General features: G+C 66.8%; 13 protein-coding genes. 7 read left to right on the top strand and 6 right to left on the bottom strand.

Going from position 1 to position 16,446, the window contains the following annotated elements; all coding sequences use genetic code 11:
- Positions 1 to 18 precede the first annotated feature (18 nt).
- Positions 19 to 1,248 (top strand): MFS transporter, encoded by a 1,230-nt coding sequence (locus K9B35_RS03305; protein WP_224920372.1) that lies wholly within the window; start codon positions 19 to 21, stop codon positions 1,246 to 1,248.
- On the opposite strand, the gene K9B35_RS03300 is transcribed toward K9B35_RS03305, so the two are convergent.
- Positions 1,245 to 2,231 carry an alpha/beta hydrolase gene (locus K9B35_RS03300; RefSeq protein WP_224920371.1) on the bottom strand — a complete coding sequence of 329 codons (987 nt, stop codon included), beginning with the start codon at positions 2,229 to 2,231 and terminating at the stop codon, positions 1,245 to 1,247. The two genes, K9B35_RS03305 and K9B35_RS03300, sit on opposite strands and share 4 nt — an antisense overlap.
- 265 nt (positions 2,232 to 2,496) lie before the next feature.
- On the opposite strand from K9B35_RS03300, the gene K9B35_RS03295 reads away from it, so the two are divergent.
- Both K9B35_RS03295 and K9B35_RS03290 read left to right on the top strand, forming a co-directional pair.
- Complete coding sequence (locus K9B35_RS03295) at positions 2,497 to 3,663, top strand: glycoside hydrolase family 68 protein (RefSeq protein WP_224920370.1); 1,167 nt, start codon at positions 2,497 to 2,499, stop codon at positions 3,661 to 3,663.
- Positions 3,663 to 4,547 (top strand): ROK family protein, encoded by an 885-nt coding sequence (locus K9B35_RS03290; protein ID WP_224920369.1) that lies wholly within the window; start codon positions 3,663 to 3,665, stop codon positions 4,545 to 4,547. Before K9B35_RS03295 ends, K9B35_RS03290 begins: the two co-directional genes overlap by 1 nt.
- 18 nt (positions 4,548 to 4,565) lie before the next feature.
- Here K9B35_RS03290 and K9B35_RS03285 read toward each other — a convergent pair whose 3' ends face one another.
- A complete protein-coding gene (locus tag K9B35_RS03285) occupies positions 4,566 to 5,909 on the bottom strand; it encodes a neutral/alkaline non-lysosomal ceramidase N-terminal domain-containing protein (protein WP_224920368.1) in 1,344 nt (447 codons plus the stop codon).
- Positions 5,910 to 6,070: 161 nt separating this feature from the next.
- Positions 6,071 to 6,781, bottom strand: a complete 711-nt coding sequence (locus K9B35_RS03280; protein ID WP_224920367.1) for an arylesterase — start codon at positions 6,779 to 6,781, stop codon at positions 6,071 to 6,073.
- A gap of 17 nt (positions 6,782 to 6,798) precedes the next feature.
- Here K9B35_RS03280 and K9B35_RS03275 point away from each other — a divergent pair, with 17 nt between their 5' ends.
- Both K9B35_RS03275 and K9B35_RS03270 read left to right on the top strand, forming a co-directional pair.
- Entirely contained in the window at positions 6,799 to 7,497 is a 699-nt protein-coding gene (locus tag K9B35_RS03275; protein ID WP_224920366.1) for an ABC transporter ATP-binding protein, read from the top strand.
- Positions 7,494 to 10,013, top strand: a complete 2,520-nt coding sequence (locus K9B35_RS03270; protein ID WP_224920365.1) for an ABC transporter permease — start codon at positions 7,494 to 7,496, stop codon at positions 10,011 to 10,013. Before K9B35_RS03275 ends, K9B35_RS03270 begins: the two co-directional genes overlap by 4 nt.
- A gap of 174 nt (positions 10,014 to 10,187) precedes the next feature.
- Here the strand turns inward: K9B35_RS03270 and K9B35_RS03265 are convergent, their stop codons facing one another.
- The 3 genes from K9B35_RS03265 to K9B35_RS03255 are packed head-to-tail and all read right to left on the bottom strand — an operon-like array spanning position 10,188 to position 13,415.
- Positions 10,188 to 11,111 carry an alpha/beta hydrolase gene (locus K9B35_RS03265; RefSeq protein WP_224920364.1) on the bottom strand — a complete coding sequence of 308 codons (924 nt, stop codon included), beginning with the start codon at positions 11,109 to 11,111 and terminating at the stop codon, positions 10,188 to 10,190.
- A gap of 10 nt (positions 11,112 to 11,121) precedes the next feature.
- On the bottom strand, positions 11,122 to 12,096 hold the full coding sequence (locus K9B35_RS03260) for a glycoside hydrolase family 43 protein (protein WP_224920363.1): 975 nt from the start codon (positions 12,094 to 12,096) through the stop codon (positions 11,122 to 11,124).
- Entirely contained in the window at positions 12,093 to 13,415 is a 1,323-nt protein-coding gene (locus K9B35_RS03255; RefSeq protein WP_224920362.1) for a sugar MFS transporter, read from the bottom strand. Before K9B35_RS03255 ends, K9B35_RS03260 begins: the two co-directional genes overlap by 4 nt.
- Before the next feature lie 101 nt (positions 13,416 to 13,516).
- Between K9B35_RS03255 and K9B35_RS03250 the strand changes: the two genes are divergently transcribed.
- Both K9B35_RS03250 and K9B35_RS03245 read left to right on the top strand, forming a co-directional pair.
- Positions 13,517 to 14,641, top strand: a complete 1,125-nt coding sequence (locus K9B35_RS03250) for an aldose epimerase family protein (RefSeq protein ID WP_224920361.1) — start codon at positions 13,517 to 13,519, stop codon at positions 14,639 to 14,641.
- Positions 14,642 to 14,649: 8 nt separating this feature from the next.
- A complete protein-coding gene (locus K9B35_RS03245) occupies positions 14,650 to 16,440 on the top strand; it encodes an IlvD/Edd family dehydratase (protein ID WP_224920360.1) in 1,791 nt (596 codons plus the stop codon).
- Positions 16,441 to 16,446: the final 6 nt, after the last annotated feature.

Here is a 16,446-nt window from a genome sequence, read left to right as displayed (position 1 = left end):
GATGGATTGGAGAGCGGGATGAACGATCAGGCGGGACGGGACGGCGCGGCGACGCTGCTCAAGGCACTGGTGTTCCTGATGTTCGCGATGTTCGCGATGACCACCGACTCGGTCGGCACGGTCATTCCCGAAGTCATCCGCGAGTTTCAGCTCGGCCTGACCGCCGGCGGATCCTTCCAATACGCCACGATGGCGGGGATCGGCATCTCCGCGATCGCGCTCGGCTTCCTGGCCGACCGGATCGGGCGCAAGGCGACGATCCTGATCGGCCTGGTCCTGTTCGGGGTCAGCTCGGCGTTGTTCGCCGCAGGGCATAGCTTTCTGTTCTTCACCAGCCTGTTGTTCATCTCCGGCATCGGCATCGGCATCTTCAAGTCGGGCGCGTTGGCGCTGATCGGCGACCTGTCGCGCTCGACCGGCGAGCATGCGCGCACGATGAACCTGATCGAGGGGTTTTTCGGCGTCGGCGCGATCATTGGGCCGGGCGTCGTTGCCTATATGCTGCTCAACGGTTCGAGCTGGAAATGGGTGTACATCATTGCCGCGATGCTGTGCGCGCTGCTCGTGCTGGGTTCGGCGGTTGCGCGCTTTCCCCGCCCGATCGTCACGCGGACCGAGCCGGTGCGCGCGAGCGAAGCGATCCGCATGGCTGGCGATCCACCCGCGCGCTTCTTCGGCACCGCGCTGATGCTCTATGTCGGGGCAGAGGCGGCGATCTATGTCTGGGCACCGACCTATCTTGCCGACTATTCGGGGTCGTGGCTGTGGCTGGCGGCCTATGTCGTGTCGATCTTCTTCGTGCTGCGCGCGGCGGGGCGGTTCCTGGGCGTGTGGCTGTTGTCGCGGTTTGACTGGGCGAGCGTGATCTTCGTGTGCAGCGCGGCGATGGCGGCTTTGTTCTGGGTCGCGGTGATCGGCGGGCGGGAGGTCGCGATCTTCGCGCTGCCTGCCACCGGCCTGTTCATGTCGGTGCTGTATCCGACGATCAATTCGACCGGCATCAGCTGTTATGACAAGGGGCGGCACGGGTCGATCGCCGGGCTGCTGCTGTTCTTCACCTGCGTCAGCGCGGTGCTGGCGCCGCTGGCGATGGGCGCGCTGGGCGAATGGCTGGCGGACAGCCGCTATGCGATCCTGCTCGGCGCGGTGTTTGCGACCTTGCTGACGTTACTGTGCGGCTGGAACAAGTCGCGTGCGCCGTTCGCCGCACTGCTCGCCCAGCGCGACGCCGACGACTACCGCGTTTAGGCCATATGCCGGTCGAGCCAGGCGGCGAACAAAGCGGGCCATTGCCCCGCCGGGGTCTCGGGACGCCCAACGCCGAAGCCATGATTGCCCGCCTCGAACAGATGCAGCTCGACCGGGCGGTTCGCGGCCTGAAGCGCCCGCAGCATGATCATGCTGTTCTCGGCCGGCACCGCCTTGTCGTCGAGTGCGTGGACGAGAAACACGGGCGGCGTTTGTGCGGTGACATGCAGCGCCGGGGAGCGCTTCGCGATCAACTCGGCGGTGGGTGCGTTGCCGAGCAACCGCATCGCGGACTCACCATGCGTCACCGGCGCGGTGACGCTGATGACGGGGTAGATCAGCGCTATCGCTGCGGGCCGGGCATCGAGCGCATCGGTGGCATCGCGCGGTGCATAGGCCTGCTCGGCAAAGCCGGTCGCGAGCGTCGCGCCAAGATGTCCGCCCGCCGAGAAGCCGACCGCCGCGACCTTGGCCGGATCATAGCCGAAGCGGCTGGCATTGGCGCGGATCACGCGAATCGCGCGCTGGGCATCCTGCAATGCCACGTCTTCGCGGTTGGCCCAGCCTTCGTCGGGCAGGCGGTAGGTGAGGACGAACACCGTGTATCCGCGCGCGGTCATCGCGCGGGCGACATCAACGCCTTCGTTGAGGATCGAGACGAAGGTGTAGGCACCGCCGGCGATCGACAGCAACGCGCGGCCATTCGATTTTTCCGGGCGAAACACGCGCAGCATCGGCTTCTCGATGTTGCGGACCATGATGTCGGGCCAGTCGGCGGGCACGTCACGCGCGGTATAGCCGCCAGCGGGCGTGCCGTTCGGCCAGAGCGGGATTTGTTCGGCATCGATCCACGCGCGTGGCATCGGCGGGAGCTTGGGGAATTGCGTAGCACCGGCCATGGTCGCGCCTGCACTCAGCGTCGCCAGCCCTGCGGCCCCGGCCAGAAATCCGCGCCGTCCGATCGGCCCCTGCTTCGCGTGCATCCATCCTCCTTGTCCGGGCAATTGTCGCTGATCCCGGTAGCGCGGATACAAGCGGTTCGGCGAGCGCGTTGCAAGCATGATTCACAATCGATTGCGAAATCACGCAAAACGCGGCAAGGATCTGGTGCAATCGATTGTGGATACGGACGCTCCGCGATAGGGATGTCGCAGGACAAGGGAGGATGGAATTGAACCGGCAAATTGAGATGATCGGCCTGATTGGCTCTGCCGGTGATGCTCCAGATCATTGCGGGCGAACGATGCGATGAGCGCGGTCGAACAATCGCCGATCGCGATTGCCGCGCACGCCGGTGCGGCGGTGTCATGGACAGCGGATCATCTTCATGCGCTCGCCGCCACCCGGCACGACCGCGCGCCGCTGATCGGCGACGCGGATGTGGTGCGGATCGCGCCCGACCTCGACATCTGGGACGCCTGGCCGGTGCAGGACGCCGATGGCGGGCCCTCGGCGCTGCCCGGTGGACAGACATTATGGATGGCGCTGGGTGCGCCGCGGTTTCCTGATCCCGATGAGCGCCACGGCCATGCCCGGATTCACCTGATGCTGCGCGATGCGACGGGCTGGCAACCGCTCGGCCCGGCGATGCCCGACGGATTTTCGCCGGGCAGCCGCGAATGGTCCGGGTCCGCGCTCCTCGCAGCCGATCGCCGCACGCTGACGCTGTTCTTTACCGCGACCGGGCGGCGTGGCGAGGCGACGCCGACCTTCGAACAACGTCTGTTCCGCGCCGACGCAACGCTGGCCCGGGTGGATGGCGCCTATCGCCTGACCGACTGGCGCGGGCTGGACGAGTTCGTGGTTCGCGATCCCGCGCATTACATGGCGAGCGATGCGGGAAGCGGCGCCGTCGGCACGATCAAGGCGTTCCGCGATCCGGCCTATTTCCACGATCCGCGCGATGGGCGGCACCATGTGTTCTTCGCGACCTCGCTCGCCGGTTCGGCATCGGCGTTCAACGGCGCAGTCGGTTGGGCGACTGCGCGCGACGACACGCTGGCGCAGTGGAACATCCGCCCGCCGCTGATCAGCGCCGATACGCTGAACAACGAGCTCGAGCGGCCGCATGTGCTCTTCCATCAGGGCCTCTATTATCTCTTCTGGTCGACCCAGCGGCACGTCTTCAACCCAGATGGCCCGACCGGTCCCACTGGCCTCTACGGCATGGTGTCCGATCGCCTCGACGGCGGCTGGCGTCCGCTCAACGGCACGGGCCTCGTGTTCGCCAACCCTGACGCCGCGCCGAAACAGGCCTATAGCTGGCTGGTATTGCCCGACCTTCAGGTGACCAGCTTCATCGACGCCTGGGGGAGCGACGGCAGCGACGCGAACGCCCGCCGCTTCGGCGCGACCTTTGCGCCGATGCTGCGCTTGCGGTTGCAGGTCGATGAGGCAGGGCTGGAGACGGAGTGATGAACCGCTATGCGGGGATTGAGCTAGGCGGGACCAAGGCGATTGCCGTGCTGGCGGAAGGCGACGCGATCGTCGAGCGGCGCAGCATCCCGACCGGGGAGCCGATCGCGACGTTAAGCGAGCTACGCGCGATCCTTGACCAATGGGCGGGAGCGGGCGCGCTAGCCGGCCTCGGCATCGCCAGCTTCGGCCCGATTCAGCTTGACCCGCGCGATCCGAAATTCGGCCAGATCCTCGCAACGCCCAAGCCCGGCTGGACCGGCGCGCCGGTCGCAGCGATGCTGGGCGAGGGGCTTGGTTGTCCCGTCGCGATCGACACCGACGTCAACGGCGCGGCGCTGGCGGAGTATCGCTGGGGCGCGGCGATTGGCTGCGACAGCCTGTGTTATCTGACGATCGGCACGGGGCTGGGCGGCGGACTGCTCATCGGCGGACAGCCCGTGCATGGCGCAATGCATCCCGAGATCGGCCATATCCGGTTGCGCCGCGTCGCGGGTGACACCTTCGCCGGTAACTGTCCATTTCATGGCGACTGTATCGAGGGGCTGGTGTCGGGACCTGCACTTGCCGCGCGCTTCGGCGTGGATCCAGCCACAGCATCCGACGCCGACCCGATCTGGCGCCACGTTGCCGCCGATATCGCCGAGCTGTGCTGCGCGATCCTGCTCACGACCTCTGCGCGTCGGATTTTGTTCGGCGGCAGCGTGGCGCTCTCGCGCGCATTCATCCTGCCCTGGGTGCGCGAGATTGTCGTCGCGCAGCTTGAGAGCTATCTGCCCTTCGTCACCAGCGAAGCGGTCGGTGAGATCATCCGGCCCGCGGGCCTCGGCACCGATGCCGGGCCGCTCGGCGCGATCGCGCTGGCGCAGGCCGCGTCGCACTGAGCGACGCGGCCCGACCGCTTACTTCGCCTCGACCGTGTCGATCAGGTCGAGCAGCCCGTTGACGATCGCGCTCTCGGCGCATCCGGGCTTCAGCCGCGACGACACCACCTCGAACGTGTTGTAGGCGAACGCCGCGTCGTTCGGGATATAGCCCGACGGTGCCATGCCATTGGTGATCGTCGTCATCATGCTGTGCTTGAACGGCGATTCGCGCTTGAAGCGCTGGGCGATGGTCGTGAACACCTCGGCATCGACCCCGCCGATCACCGTGTCGCCGATCTTGAGCAGGCTTAGGCGGATGCTGACCGGGGCGGCATCCTCATAGGTCCCGGCATAGCCCGCGCGGCCCTTGTCTAGCCGCTTGCGGCCGGGACAAGTGACGCTGGTCTGCGCGCCCTGAATCCGTGCCTCCGCGACGGGCCGCTCGAGGCTGGCGCGGCTGACATGCAGCACTTCCTCGCCCAGCATCTGGCCCATCGATTTCACCATCTGCTTCTGCTGTTCCATCAGCATCGCGACGCGCGGGTTCTTGCGGTCCATGCCGGTGCCGCCGGGTGGCATCGCGTTGCTGATATCCTCGCCCCGCGCGGCATAATCGGCGGTGCGGATCGCGCGCAGATCATAGGTCTGGTTGAAATAGATCGGGTTCTGGTCGCCCGCCGCGCCGTTGGAATAGACCGCGACCGCGTCACCGCCGAGCGACTGTTCGATATAGTTGGACGCCGCGCCCGGCAGGTCGGCGCTGACCAGATCGAGATTACCGGTCAGCACGGCGTGGACGCCATAGTTGAAATAGACCGCGATCGGCGCGCCCTCCAGCGTTTCGAACCGGACGACTGCGACGGTCTTGTCTGACACGCCCTCATAATTCGGCCCCTCCCACCAGCGGCGGTTGGTGGGGTCGATGAGGTTGCGGTTGATGTTCACATACGAAACGCCGGTGCCATAGGCCATGCGCGCCGGCTTGGTCGCCGCCGCAGCCTTGCGGATCGCGTCGAAAATCTGCGCCTCATACGCCGTGCCCCGCATCCACGGCGCGCTATGCGTGTGGCTGGCGGTCAGCAGCAGCTGGCTGGTCGGGATCTTGAGCTCGCGCTCGACCCGTGTGGCCACGTTCTGCCACGTCTCGGTCATGATCGCCCCGGCATCGACCGTCACCATCGCCGCCCGCGTCTTGCCGTCATCGACGACGATCGCGCGGACGTTGAGCGGGTCTAGCACGCCGAGCATGTTCTTGGGCATTTCGGCCGCGCTGGGGGTGATGTCCACCTTCGCCGCGCCCACTTTGAGCGCCTGGGCCGAAGCGGGCAGGGCGACGCAGAACAGGGTGGCGGCACAGGCCGCGCGAAGCTCAATCTTCATGGCAAGACATCCCGTTGGAGCCGAGGACAGACGGCGGCAGATCGGCATGCACACGCATGTTCAGCATTCCTCTCCCCGCCCAACGACCGCTTTATGCAATCGATTGCTGTCGTGATAAGCGGGGGTCTCGCGCATGGCAACCCAAAACGCAGTTTGGAAGGTCAGTCCTGCTTCAGCGCCTCTGCCACCAGCGGGGTGACCCGTCCGACAATCTTGGTCAGGCCCTGCGGATTGGGGTGGATGCGGTCCGGCAGCATCAGCGTCTGATCGGTCACCACCTGATCGAGGAAGAACGGATACAGCACCGCATCATAGCGCTTCGCCAGATCGCCATAGATCGCGTTGAACGCATCGGCATAATCGCGGCCCATGTTCGGCGCGGCGATCATGCCGGTCAGCATGATCGGGATGCCGCGCTTTTTCAGCTCTTCGCAGATCGCGGTCAGGTTCGCGCGCGTCTCGGCCGGGTCGATCCCGCGCAGCATGTCGTTGCCGCCGAGGTTCACCATCACAAGGTCCGGCTTGCGATCAAGCCCGTCGAGCGTGAAGCCCAGCCGACGCAGTCCCGCCGAGCTGGTGTCGCCCGAAACCCCGGCGTTGCGCACGCTCGCGGCGATCCCGCGGGCGGCAAGCGCCTTTTCGAGCTGCGCCGGAAAACTCTCCTGCGGCAACACCCCATAGCCCGCATAGAGGCTGTCCCCGAAGGCCACGACGAGGCGCGTGTCGGCTTTCTCCGCGCCGGCCCTCGCGACCGCAGCCGGGGTCGGCGGGGTGGCCAGCGACTGGTTCGCCGCATCATTTTCGCCCGAACAGGCGCTCAGCCCTTGGAGGAGCAGCACCGCGCCCGCATATGAGGCTAGCTTATTGGTCAAGGACGTCTTCTCCACACATGTCGATCGAACCGGTGGCGGATATCGCAATCCGCGCGCGCAATGTCACCCTGACGCTTGGAACGCGCGAAGCGCCGACCACGATCCTGAAGGGAATCGACCTCGATATCGCGCGCGGTGCCAGCGTCGCGATCCTCGGCCCGTCGGGGTCGGGCAAGTCGTCGCTAATGGCGATCCTGTCGGGGCTGGAGCAGGCGAGCGGTGGCACCGTAAGCGTTGCTGGCATTGCCTATGACACGCTGGACGAGGACGGCCTTGCCCGTGCGCGGCGCGGGCGGGTTGGCATCGTGTTGCAGGCGTTTCACCTGCTCCCGACGATGACCGCGCTGGAGAATGTCGCGGTGCCGCTGGAGCTGGCCGGTGCGGACGACGCCTTTGCGCGTGCCGGGGCGGAGCTGGAGGCGGTCGGCCTCGGCCATCGCCTGACCCATTACCCGGTGCAGTTGTCGGGCGGCGAGCAGCAGCGCGTCGCCATCGCCCGCGCGGTGGCCGGGCGCCCCGAGATCATCTTTGCCGACGAACCCACCGGCAATCTCGACGGCACGACCAGCGGCGTGATCATCGACCTGTTGTTCGAACGCCAGCGCGCGGCGGGGGCGACCCTGCTGATCATCACCCATGACCCCGCGCTCGCCAGCCGCTGTGACCGCGTGCTGACGATGCGCGATGGCGTGATCGTCGCGGACAGCGCCGCGTGAGGGCGCTTGGCTGGCGCGCGGCGTGGAGCATCGCGCGGCGTGACCTGCATGCCGGGTTTCGCGGGCTGCGGTTGTTGCTCGTCTGTCTGTTCCTTGGCGTCGCGACGCTGGCGACGATCGGCAGCCTGACCGCGTCGATCACCGGCGAAATTTCCGCGCGGGGCCAAGTGCTGCTCGGCGGCGATGTCGAGGTCGCGATGACCCAGCGCCAGGCATCGGCGCAGGAGCGCGCGGCGTTCACCGGTCTGGGGACCGTCAGCGACACGATCCGCACCCGCGCAATGGCGCGGCGCGCGACGCCGACTACCGGCGCGCCCGATGCGGTGCTGACCGAACTCAAGGGCATCGATACCCGCTATCCGCTCTATGGCAGCCTGACGCTGGAGCAGGGTCGCTACGCGCCGCTTGCGCCGGACTCGGTGCTGATCGGGCGCTCGCTATCCGAACGGCTGTTGCTCAAGACCGGCGACCGCGTACGTTATGGCGATGCGGAGTTTCGCGTTGCCGGCCTCATCGCCGACGAGCCCGATCGGGTGGGGGAGGGGTTCACGCTCGGCCCGGTGGCGATCGTGTCGCTCGACGGATTGAAGCGCACCGGGCTGCTCCAGCCGGGTGCGCTGTATGAAACCAAATACCGCATCCGCCTGAACCCCGGTGTCGTGCCGAGCGAGGCGGTCGATCAGCTCAAGGAGCGGTTCCCGACCGCAGGCTTCGAATACAAGGACCGCGACCGCGCGGCCCCCGGCGCGGTGCGCTTCTTCGAGCGGATGGGCCAGTTTCTCGCGTTGATCGGCCTTGCCGCATTGGTGATCGCCGGGATCGGGGTGAGCAACGGCGTCGCCTCCTATCTCGGGCAGAAGCGCGGGGGGATCGCGACGTTCAAGATCCTTGGCGCGACCTCGGCGGACATCAGCCGCATCTATCTGCTTCAGATCGGCGCGGCCGCGCTGATCGCAGTGCTGGCCGGGCTGGTGGTCGGCGCGGTGCTGCCGATCGCATTCGTTGCGCTGGCGGGCGACTTGCTGCCCGTCGCGCCGGGTTTCGGCATCCATCCGCTGCCGCTGGCGACCAGCGCGGCCTATGGCGTGCTGATCGCCTTTGCCTTCGCGATGCCGCCGCTGGCGCGCGCGCGCACCCATCCCGCCGCCGCGCAGCTGCGTAGCGGCGTGGAGGAGGGGACGCGCATTGATCGCCGCAGTACGTTGCTGGTCGCGCTGGCCGGCGCGCTGGTGGTGACGCTGGCACTGGTCACGGCGCGCGAGCCGATCTTTGCCGCCGCGGTGCTGGGCGCGGTGGCGCTGGTCCTGCTGATCCTGCTCGGCATCGGCGTGCTGATCCGTCGCGTGTCGGCAAAGCTCCCGCGTCCGCGCCGCCCGTTGCTGCGGCTGGCGCTCGCAAACTTGCACCGGCCCGGCGCACAGACCGTCGCGCTGGTGATCGCGCTCGGGCTCGCGCTGACGCTGTTCGTGACCCTCGCCGCGATCCAGACCAGTCTCGATGCCGAGATCGAGCGCGCGGTTCCCCAGCGTGCGCCGAGCCAGTTCGTGCTCGATATCCCGTCCGAATCTCGCGACGCCTTTTCCACGCTGGTGAAGCGCGAGGCGCCTGAGGCCAAGCTCAACATCGTCCCCGTGCTGCGCGGCACGATCACCGCTTACGGCAAGACCCGCGTCGCCGACCTCAAGACCCTGCCCGAAGGCGCATGGTTCCTGCGCGGCGAGCGCGGCGTGACCTATTCCGACGTGTTGCCGCAGGGCAGCGAACTGGTCGCCGGGCAATGGTGGGCCAAGGACTATGCCGGACCGCCTTTGGTGTCGCTCGACCGCGAGGCGGCGACTTTACTCAACCTCGGCGTCGGCGACATGATGACCGTCAGCATCCTCGGGCGCGAGATCGAGGCGCGGATCGCGTCGCTGCGGCAGGTCAATTGGGACACGATGGGGTTCAACTATATCCTCGTCTTCTCGCCCAACACGCTCGCGGCCGCGCCGCACAGCCTGACCGCGACGATCGATATGGAGCCGAAGAACGAGGGCAAGGTGTCGCGCGCGTTGCTCGGCGCCTTCCCATCAGCCTCGATCATCGCGGTGAGCGAAGTGGTGGGACAGGTGCGCACGATCCTCGACCAGATGGCGACCGCGATTTTGTTGTCGGCGTCGGTGACGATCCTGGCCGGCATCGCGGTGCTGGTCGGTGCCATCGCCGCGTCGCGACAGGCGCGCAGCTATGACAGCGTGATCCTCAAGACGCTGGGTGCGACACGGCGGCAAATCCTTGCGGCGCAGGCGCTGGAATATGCACTGCTTGCGCTGACCCTCGCGCTGTTGGCGCTCGGGCTGGGTGGACTGGCGGCGTGGTACGTCATCACCGGCGTGTTCGAGTTTGGCTGGGCACCAGACTGGACCATCGTCGCGGCGACGCTGGGCCTCGGCGCGCTGCTGACGCTCGGCATCGGGTTGCTCGGATCGTTGCCGGTGCTCTCGGTGCGGCCGTCGCAGGCGCTGCGGAGGCTGTAAGCTATACAGACACTCAATTCCCCTCCCTGAAAGGGAGGGGCTAGGGGTGGGTTTAGCGGCGGGCGAGGCTCGATGCCTCGACCTCCGCTTTGAAACTTGGCGTCCAGTCTTTGCAGCGCGCAGACGCGCGCACCCACCCCCAACCCCTCCCTTTCAGGGAGGGGGGCAAAAGGCCTAGCTACCGCTGCGCTTGAGATAGCCGTGCATTGCCATCCAGCGGGCGAAGGCGTCGAACCAGCCGGTGCTGGTCGTCTCCTTCGGATACATGCCGAAGCCATGGCCGCCCTGTTCGTAGAGGTGGAACTCCACCGGCCGTTTGGCGGTGCGCCACGCGTTGATCAGGCCATAGTCGATGTTGCCGAACAGCGGATCGTCCGCCGCCAGCGCGACGAACAAAGGCGGCGCGTCGGCGGGTATCGTCATCGTCGAGAGCGGGCCGTAGATGTTGCCGATGAAGGCGGGCTTCGCATCCACGCCCGCGACGGTCGTGGCCATCGTCAGCATCGCGCCGGCGGAAAAGCCGACCATGCCGATCCGGTCGGGATCGACCTTCCACTCCCCGGCACGCTTGCGCACCAGCGCGAAGGCGGCGCGCGCGTCGGCGATCTGTGGCGTTAGCCCAGCCAGCTGCGCGTCGGGGGAGGGGCGGGCGGGGCGTGCGGCGCCGGAGAACATCTGGCGCATTGATGCCTCGAACCCGGCCATGTCGGCGGGGGTCTGGTTGAGCCGGTATTTGAGCACAAACGCGGCGACGCCACGATCGGCCAGCGCCCGCGCCACGGCCCAGCCTTCATTCTCCATCGACAGCGTGCGGAAGCCGCCGCCGGGCGCGACGATCACGGCGGAGCCGGTCGCCTTGGCCGGGTCGGGCAGGAAGGGCGTCAGCGTCGCCTGTGTCACATTGCGCGCGAACACGCTGCCATATTGGCTGTGCCAGCTTTCGGGATTGGTGCCGCCGGGGAGTGCGCCGGTGTCGAGCGGGATTGCGCCTGGCTGGGCGGGGATCGCGATCGGGGTCATGCGGTCGCTCTGCGCCTGTGCGGGCAGCGCGGCGGCAAGGAGCGTGGCAACGGCAAGTGCGGACGCGCGGAACAGCATGGCGGTTCTCCTACTGGGTCGGCGGGGCAGTCACGCCCGCATCGGTCTGGGTGACGGGCAGCATCAGGCCGTTGGCGTCGTAGTGCAGATGCTCGACCGTCACCGCGCGGCGGCCGAGCGCGCCTTGCTGTTCGCCGATGGTGAGCGCTGCATTGTGCAGGAACAGGTACCAGCTGCCCTTGAACTGCGCGATGCCGGGATGGATCGTGAAGCTGTTCTTGCCAGAGCCCGTCAGTTCACCGCGATACGTCCACGGCCCCGTGATCGACGGAGCGGTGGAGTAGGAGACACGCTCGTCGGTATGCGTCTTGCGGTCCAGCGAGGCGTAGGTGAGGTAATAGAGGTTGCCGCGCTTGTGCAGCCACGGACCTTCCTCGAAATGCGGCGGCGTAATCTCGGTGATCGCGCCGTCGATCTCGATCATGTTGGGCTTGAGCTTGGCGATGTACGCCTGACGATTGCCCCAGGCGATCCACGTCGTCCCGTCATCGTCGGTGAACACCGTGGGGTCGATATCCTCCCAGCTATGCGTGCCCTTCGGCGTCATGCTGTTGGTGATCAGCGCCGACCCCTTGGCATCGACGAATGGCCCGGTCGCTTTGTCAGACACCGCGACCGCAATCGCCTTGCCCGGATTGCTGTCGTCATGCTCGACCGCAGCATAGAACCAGAATTTGCCGTTCTTCTGAATCGCCTGAGCCGCCCAGGCGTCCTTCTTCGCCCATTTGAAGTCCGCGACGTTCATGATCGGACCATGATCAGTCCAGTTGCGCATATCGGTGGTCGAATAGACCAGCCATTCGCGCATGTTGAACATCTCGTCGCCGCGCGCCTGATCATGCCCGACATAGAGGTACAGACGGTCGCCGACGACCAAAGGCGCGGGGTCGGCGGTGAACTTGTCGCGGATGATCGGGTTCGATCCCGGTACCGGCGTCGTCTGGGTCAACGCCAGTGCGGCGGCGAGGATTGCGGCGCGCATCATGCGGCGTCGCCCTCGGCCAGCGGCTTCGATCCCCATAGCGCGTACCAGAGCACATAGAGTTCACAAACGGCGGTCAGCAGGAACGACATCTGCAACCCGAAGCTGTCGGCCAGCCAGCCCTGCGCCGCGACCAGCGCACCGCCGGCGATCGCCATGATCAGCAGCCCGGAGGCTTCCTCGGTGTAGCGGCCGAGCCCCTTGATCCCGAGCGTGAAGATCGTCGGGAACATGATCGAGTGGAACAGCCCGACCAGAATCAGTGACCACATCGCCACCGGACCATCGGCGAACACCGTCACCAGCATGACGATGAACGCCCCGACGCTGAAGCACGCCAGCAGCGTCTCCGCCTTGATCCAGCGCATCGCAATGGCGCCCGCGAACCGCCCGACCATCATGCCCAGCCACATCAGGGTGAGATACCGCCCCGCCTGCTCGGTCGTCAGGTTGGCGATCTCGGGCTGCGCGACGAAATTGACGAACAGATTGGCGACGCCGATCTCCGCGATCAGATAAATGAAGATCGCAGGCACGCCCCAGACAAGGTTGCGGTGCGCCCACATCGGGTGCGTCACGAAGCGGCTCCAGGCCGATCCGGTCTTCGCCACGCCATCGCTGATCCGCGCCGTCGCCTTGCCCATTGCGGGGAGCGGGAAGCGCCCGATGATCAGGGCAAGAATGACCAGCACCAGTGCGACCAGCCCATAGGGCAGGATCACCGACTGCGCGTCCGCCAGCCGCTCCGCCTGTGTCAGCACGCGGCCCTGTTCGGCGGTGCCGCCGACCGATCGGCCAAGGATCAGATAGGCGCCGAACAACGGCGCGAGCACGGTGCCGAGCGAGTTGAACGCCTGCACCAGATTGAGTCGCGCGGATGACGTTTCGGCCGGCCCGATCACCGCGACATAGGGGTTGGCCGCGACCTGCAGCAGCGTGATCCCGCTGGCGATCACGAACAACATGGTCAGCGTCACGCCATAGGACGGGATGCTCGCCGCCAGCATCATGCCGAGCGACCCGGCGGCCATGATCAGCAGCCCGGTGACCAGCGACTTTTGGTAACCGATCCGCTCGATCAGCCGCGCCGAGGGGATCGACGCGATGAAATAGGCGATGAACCACACGCTCTCGATCAGCGTCGTTTCGGTGTAGTTGAGGTCGAACACGCTGCGCAGATGCGGCAGCAGCGTGCCGTTGATGACGGTGATGAACCCCCACATGAAAAACAGGCTGGCGAGCAGGGTGAGTGCCGGGCGGTAGCTGCGCGTCGCGGCCCCATCGCCAAGCGGAATCGTCGCGCCGACTGGTGAAACTGCCATCATCCCCTCCACGCCCGGCAATTTGCTTGCCCGTTATTTTGTCGGAGTATAAGCAAGCGCTGCGACCGTCAATCCTGCGACGGCGAACGGGGAGTGGGATGATGAAGGCGATGATGATCGCGGCGTTACTGTGCGCGTCGGCAACCCCTGCGCTCGCTGCGGACGCGGTGCGCAGCGAAGCGGGGAAGCTGGCCGACGGCACGCTGGTCGAGGCGGTGACGCTGAAGAATGATCGCGGCGTTTCGGCGCGGATTCTCACCTATGGCGCGACACTGCAATCGCTGGTCGCGCCCGACCGCGCTGGCAAACCCGCGGAAGTCACGCTCGGCTATGACAGCGTCGCCGAATATGAGGCAAAGCCCGCCTATTTCGGCGTCACGGTCGGCCGCTTCGCCAACCGCATCGACGGCGGACGCTTCTCGCTCGATGGTCGCGCCTATCAGCTGACCCAGAATGACAAGGCCAATTCGCTGCACGGCGGCGTCCAGGGCTTCGACAAGCGCAACTGGCGGATTTTGTCGGTGTCGAGCGGCCCCACCGCGCGCGTCGTCATGGCGCTGACCAGCCCCGATGGCGACCAGGGCTATCCGGGCAAGCTTGAAGTCACGATCACCTACACGCTCGACGATGCGGGCGACCTGACGATCCAGTTCGATGCGGCGACCGACAAGCCGACCATCGTCAACATGACCAACCACGCGCTGTTCAACATGGCCGGCGACGGCGCGCCCGAGGGCACGTCGCGTCAGCTGCTGACCATCCCGGCGCGCGCCTACACCCCTGTCGATGCGGCGCTGATCCCGACCGGCGAATTGAAGCCGGTCGCGGGCGGCGTGTTCGATTTCCGCCAGCCCCGGCTGATCGCCGAAGGGCTGCGCGACGGGCGCGATCCGCAGATCGTCGCGGGGCGCGGCTATGACCATAACTGGGCACTCGACAAGGGCCAGACCGCGACGCCGCAGCTCGCCGCGCGGCTCGAGGATCCGGTGTCGGGCCGGGTGCTGGAAGTGCTGAGCACCGAGCCGGGGCTGCAATTCTACAGCGGCAATTTCCTCGATGGCACGGCGGCGGGGCGCAGCGGGCGTATCTATCGCATGGGCGATGGGCTTGCGCTGGAGCCGCAGAAATTTCCCGATGCGCCGAACAAGCCCGCCTTCGCCTCGGCCCGCGTCGATCCGGGCAAGCCCTATCGCCACGTCATGATCTACCGCCTGTCCACCCGCTGAGTTTCCCGATGACCACCGACACACCGCTGCGCTCGCGCGCCTGGTTCGATAACCCCGACAATATCGACATGACCGCGCTCTATCTGGAGCGCTACCTCAATTTCGGCCTCAGCCTTGACGAGCTGCGTTCGGGCAAGCCGATCATCGGCATCGCGCAGACCGGATCGGACCTCAGCCCGTGCAACCGCCACCATCTCGTGCTGGCCGAGCGGGTGCGGGAGGGGATCCGCGAGGCGGGCGGGATTGCGATCGAGTTTCCGGTCCATCCGATCCAGGAAACCGGCAAGCGCCCGACTGCGGGGCTCGACCGCAACTTGGCCTATCTCGCGCTGGTCGAGCTGCTGTACGGCTACCCGCTCGACGGGGTGGTTCTGACGATCGGCTGCGACAAGACGACGCCGGCGTGCCTGATGGCGGCGGCGACAGTCAACATCCCCGCCATTGCGCTGTCGGTCGGGCCGATGCTCAATGGCTGGCACAAGGGCGAGCGCACCGGGTCGGGCACGATCGTGTGGAAGGCGCGCGAGATGATGGCGGCTGGCGAGATCGATGCGGACGAATTCATCCGCCTCGTCGCCTCCTCCGCGCCCTCGACCGGCTATTGCAACACCATGGGCACCGCGACGACGATGAACTCGCTCGCCGAGGCGCTGGGCATGTCGCTGCCCGGATCGGCGGCGATCCCCGCGCCGTATCGCGACCGGCAGGAAGTGGCCTATCGCACCGGCCTGCGCATCGTCGAGATGGTGCGGGAGGATATGAAGCCCTCCGACCTGCTGACGCGGCAAGCGTTCCACAATGCGATCCGGGTCAACACCGCGATCGGCGGATCGACCAATGCCCCGATCCACCTCGCCGCCATTGCGCGCCATATCGGGGTCGAGCTGCCGATCGACGACTGGCAGACGATCGGGCGCGACGTGCCGTTGCTGGTCAACCTCCAGCCCGCGGGCGAGTATCTTGGCGAGGATTATTACCGCGCCGGCGGGGTGCCTGCGGTGGTTGCGCAGCTGATGCGCCACGGGCTGATCCATGAGGATGCTCCGACCGCCAATGGCCGGACGATCGGTGAGAATTGCCGCGACGCCACGATCGAGGACGAGCGGGTGATCCGTCCGTTCGAGGATCCGATCCTGCGCGATGCCGGGTTCCTCGTGCTGCGCGGAAACCTGTTCGATTCGGCGATCATGAAGACCAGCGTGATCTCCGACGATTTCCGCGCGCGTTACCTGTCCAATCCTGACGATCTGGAGGCGTTCGAGGGACCGGTGGTCGTGTTCGACGGGCCGGAGGATTATCACCAGCGGATCGATGATCCTGCCCTTGGCATCACGCCGGAAACGCTGCTGATCATGCGCGGGGCGGGGCCGATCGGCTACCCCGGCGCGGCCGAGGTCGTGAACATGCGGCCGCCCGACTATCTGATCACCAACGGCATCCGCGCGCTGCCGTGCCTGGGTGATGGGCGGCAATCGGGGACGAGCGGCAGCCCATCGATCCTCAATGCCTCGCCCGAGGCGGCGGCGCTGGGCGGCCTCGCGCTGCTGCGCGATGGCGACCGGGTGCGGGTCGACCTGCGCGCGGGGACCGCCAACATGCTGGTCCCCGATGCCGAGCTGGCCGAGCGCCGCCGCGCGCTCGAGGCGGCGGGTGGCTTTCCCTACCCGGCGTCGCAGACCCCGTGGCAGGAAATCCAGCGCAATCTGGTTGGCCAGATGGAGGGCGGGGCGATCCTGGAGGGCAGCGAAGCCTATCAGCGTATTGCCCAGACCCGCGGCCTGCCGCGCGACAACCACTGACCGAAC

Origin of the sequence: Sphingomonas sp. R647 (assembly GCF_020177055.1) — a bacterium.
Taxonomy (GTDB): Bacteria; Pseudomonadota; Alphaproteobacteria; order Sphingomonadales; family Sphingomonadaceae; genus Sphingomonas.
The sequence above is the reverse complement of the archived record's forward strand: the minus strand, read 5'-3'. Positions and strand labels throughout refer to the sequence as shown.

What these genes read in the sequence shown, in the direction of transcription:
- K9B35_RS03305 (WP_224920372.1), top strand. Translation starts at nt 19, where the DNA reads ATGAACGATCAGGCGGGACGGGACGGCGCGGCGACGCTGCTCAAGGCA.
- K9B35_RS03300 (WP_224920371.1), bottom strand. Translation starts at nt 2,231, where the DNA reads ATGCACGCGAAGCAGGGGCCGATCGGACGGCGCGGATTTCTGGCCGGG.
- K9B35_RS03295 (WP_224920370.1), top strand. Translation starts at nt 2,497, where the DNA reads ATGAGCGCGGTCGAACAATCGCCGATCGCGATTGCCGCGCACGCCGGT.
- K9B35_RS03290 (WP_224920369.1), top strand. Translation starts at nt 3,663, where the DNA reads ATGAACCGCTATGCGGGGATTGAGCTAGGCGGGACCAAGGCGATTGCC.
- K9B35_RS03285 (WP_224920368.1), bottom strand. Translation starts at nt 5,909, where the DNA reads ATGAAGATTGAGCTTCGCGCGGCCTGTGCCGCCACCCTGTTCTGCGTC.
- K9B35_RS03275 (WP_224920366.1), top strand. Translation starts at nt 6,799, where the DNA reads ATGTCGATCGAACCGGTGGCGGATATCGCAATCCGCGCGCGCAATGTC.
- K9B35_RS03265 (WP_224920364.1), bottom strand. Translation starts at nt 11,111, where the DNA reads ATGCTGTTCCGCGCGTCCGCACTTGCCGTTGCCACGCTCCTTGCCGCC.
- K9B35_RS03260 (WP_224920363.1), bottom strand. Translation starts at nt 12,096, where the DNA reads ATGATGCGCGCCGCAATCCTCGCCGCCGCACTGGCGTTGACCCAGACG.
- K9B35_RS03255 (WP_224920362.1), bottom strand. Translation starts at nt 13,415, where the DNA reads ATGGCAGTTTCACCAGTCGGCGCGACGATTCCGCTTGGCGATGGGGCC.
- K9B35_RS03250 (WP_224920361.1), top strand. Translation starts at nt 13,517, where the DNA reads ATGAAGGCGATGATGATCGCGGCGTTACTGTGCGCGTCGGCAACCCCT.
- K9B35_RS03245 (WP_224920360.1), top strand. Translation starts at nt 14,650, where the DNA reads ATGACCACCGACACACCGCTGCGCTCGCGCGCCTGGTTCGATAACCCC.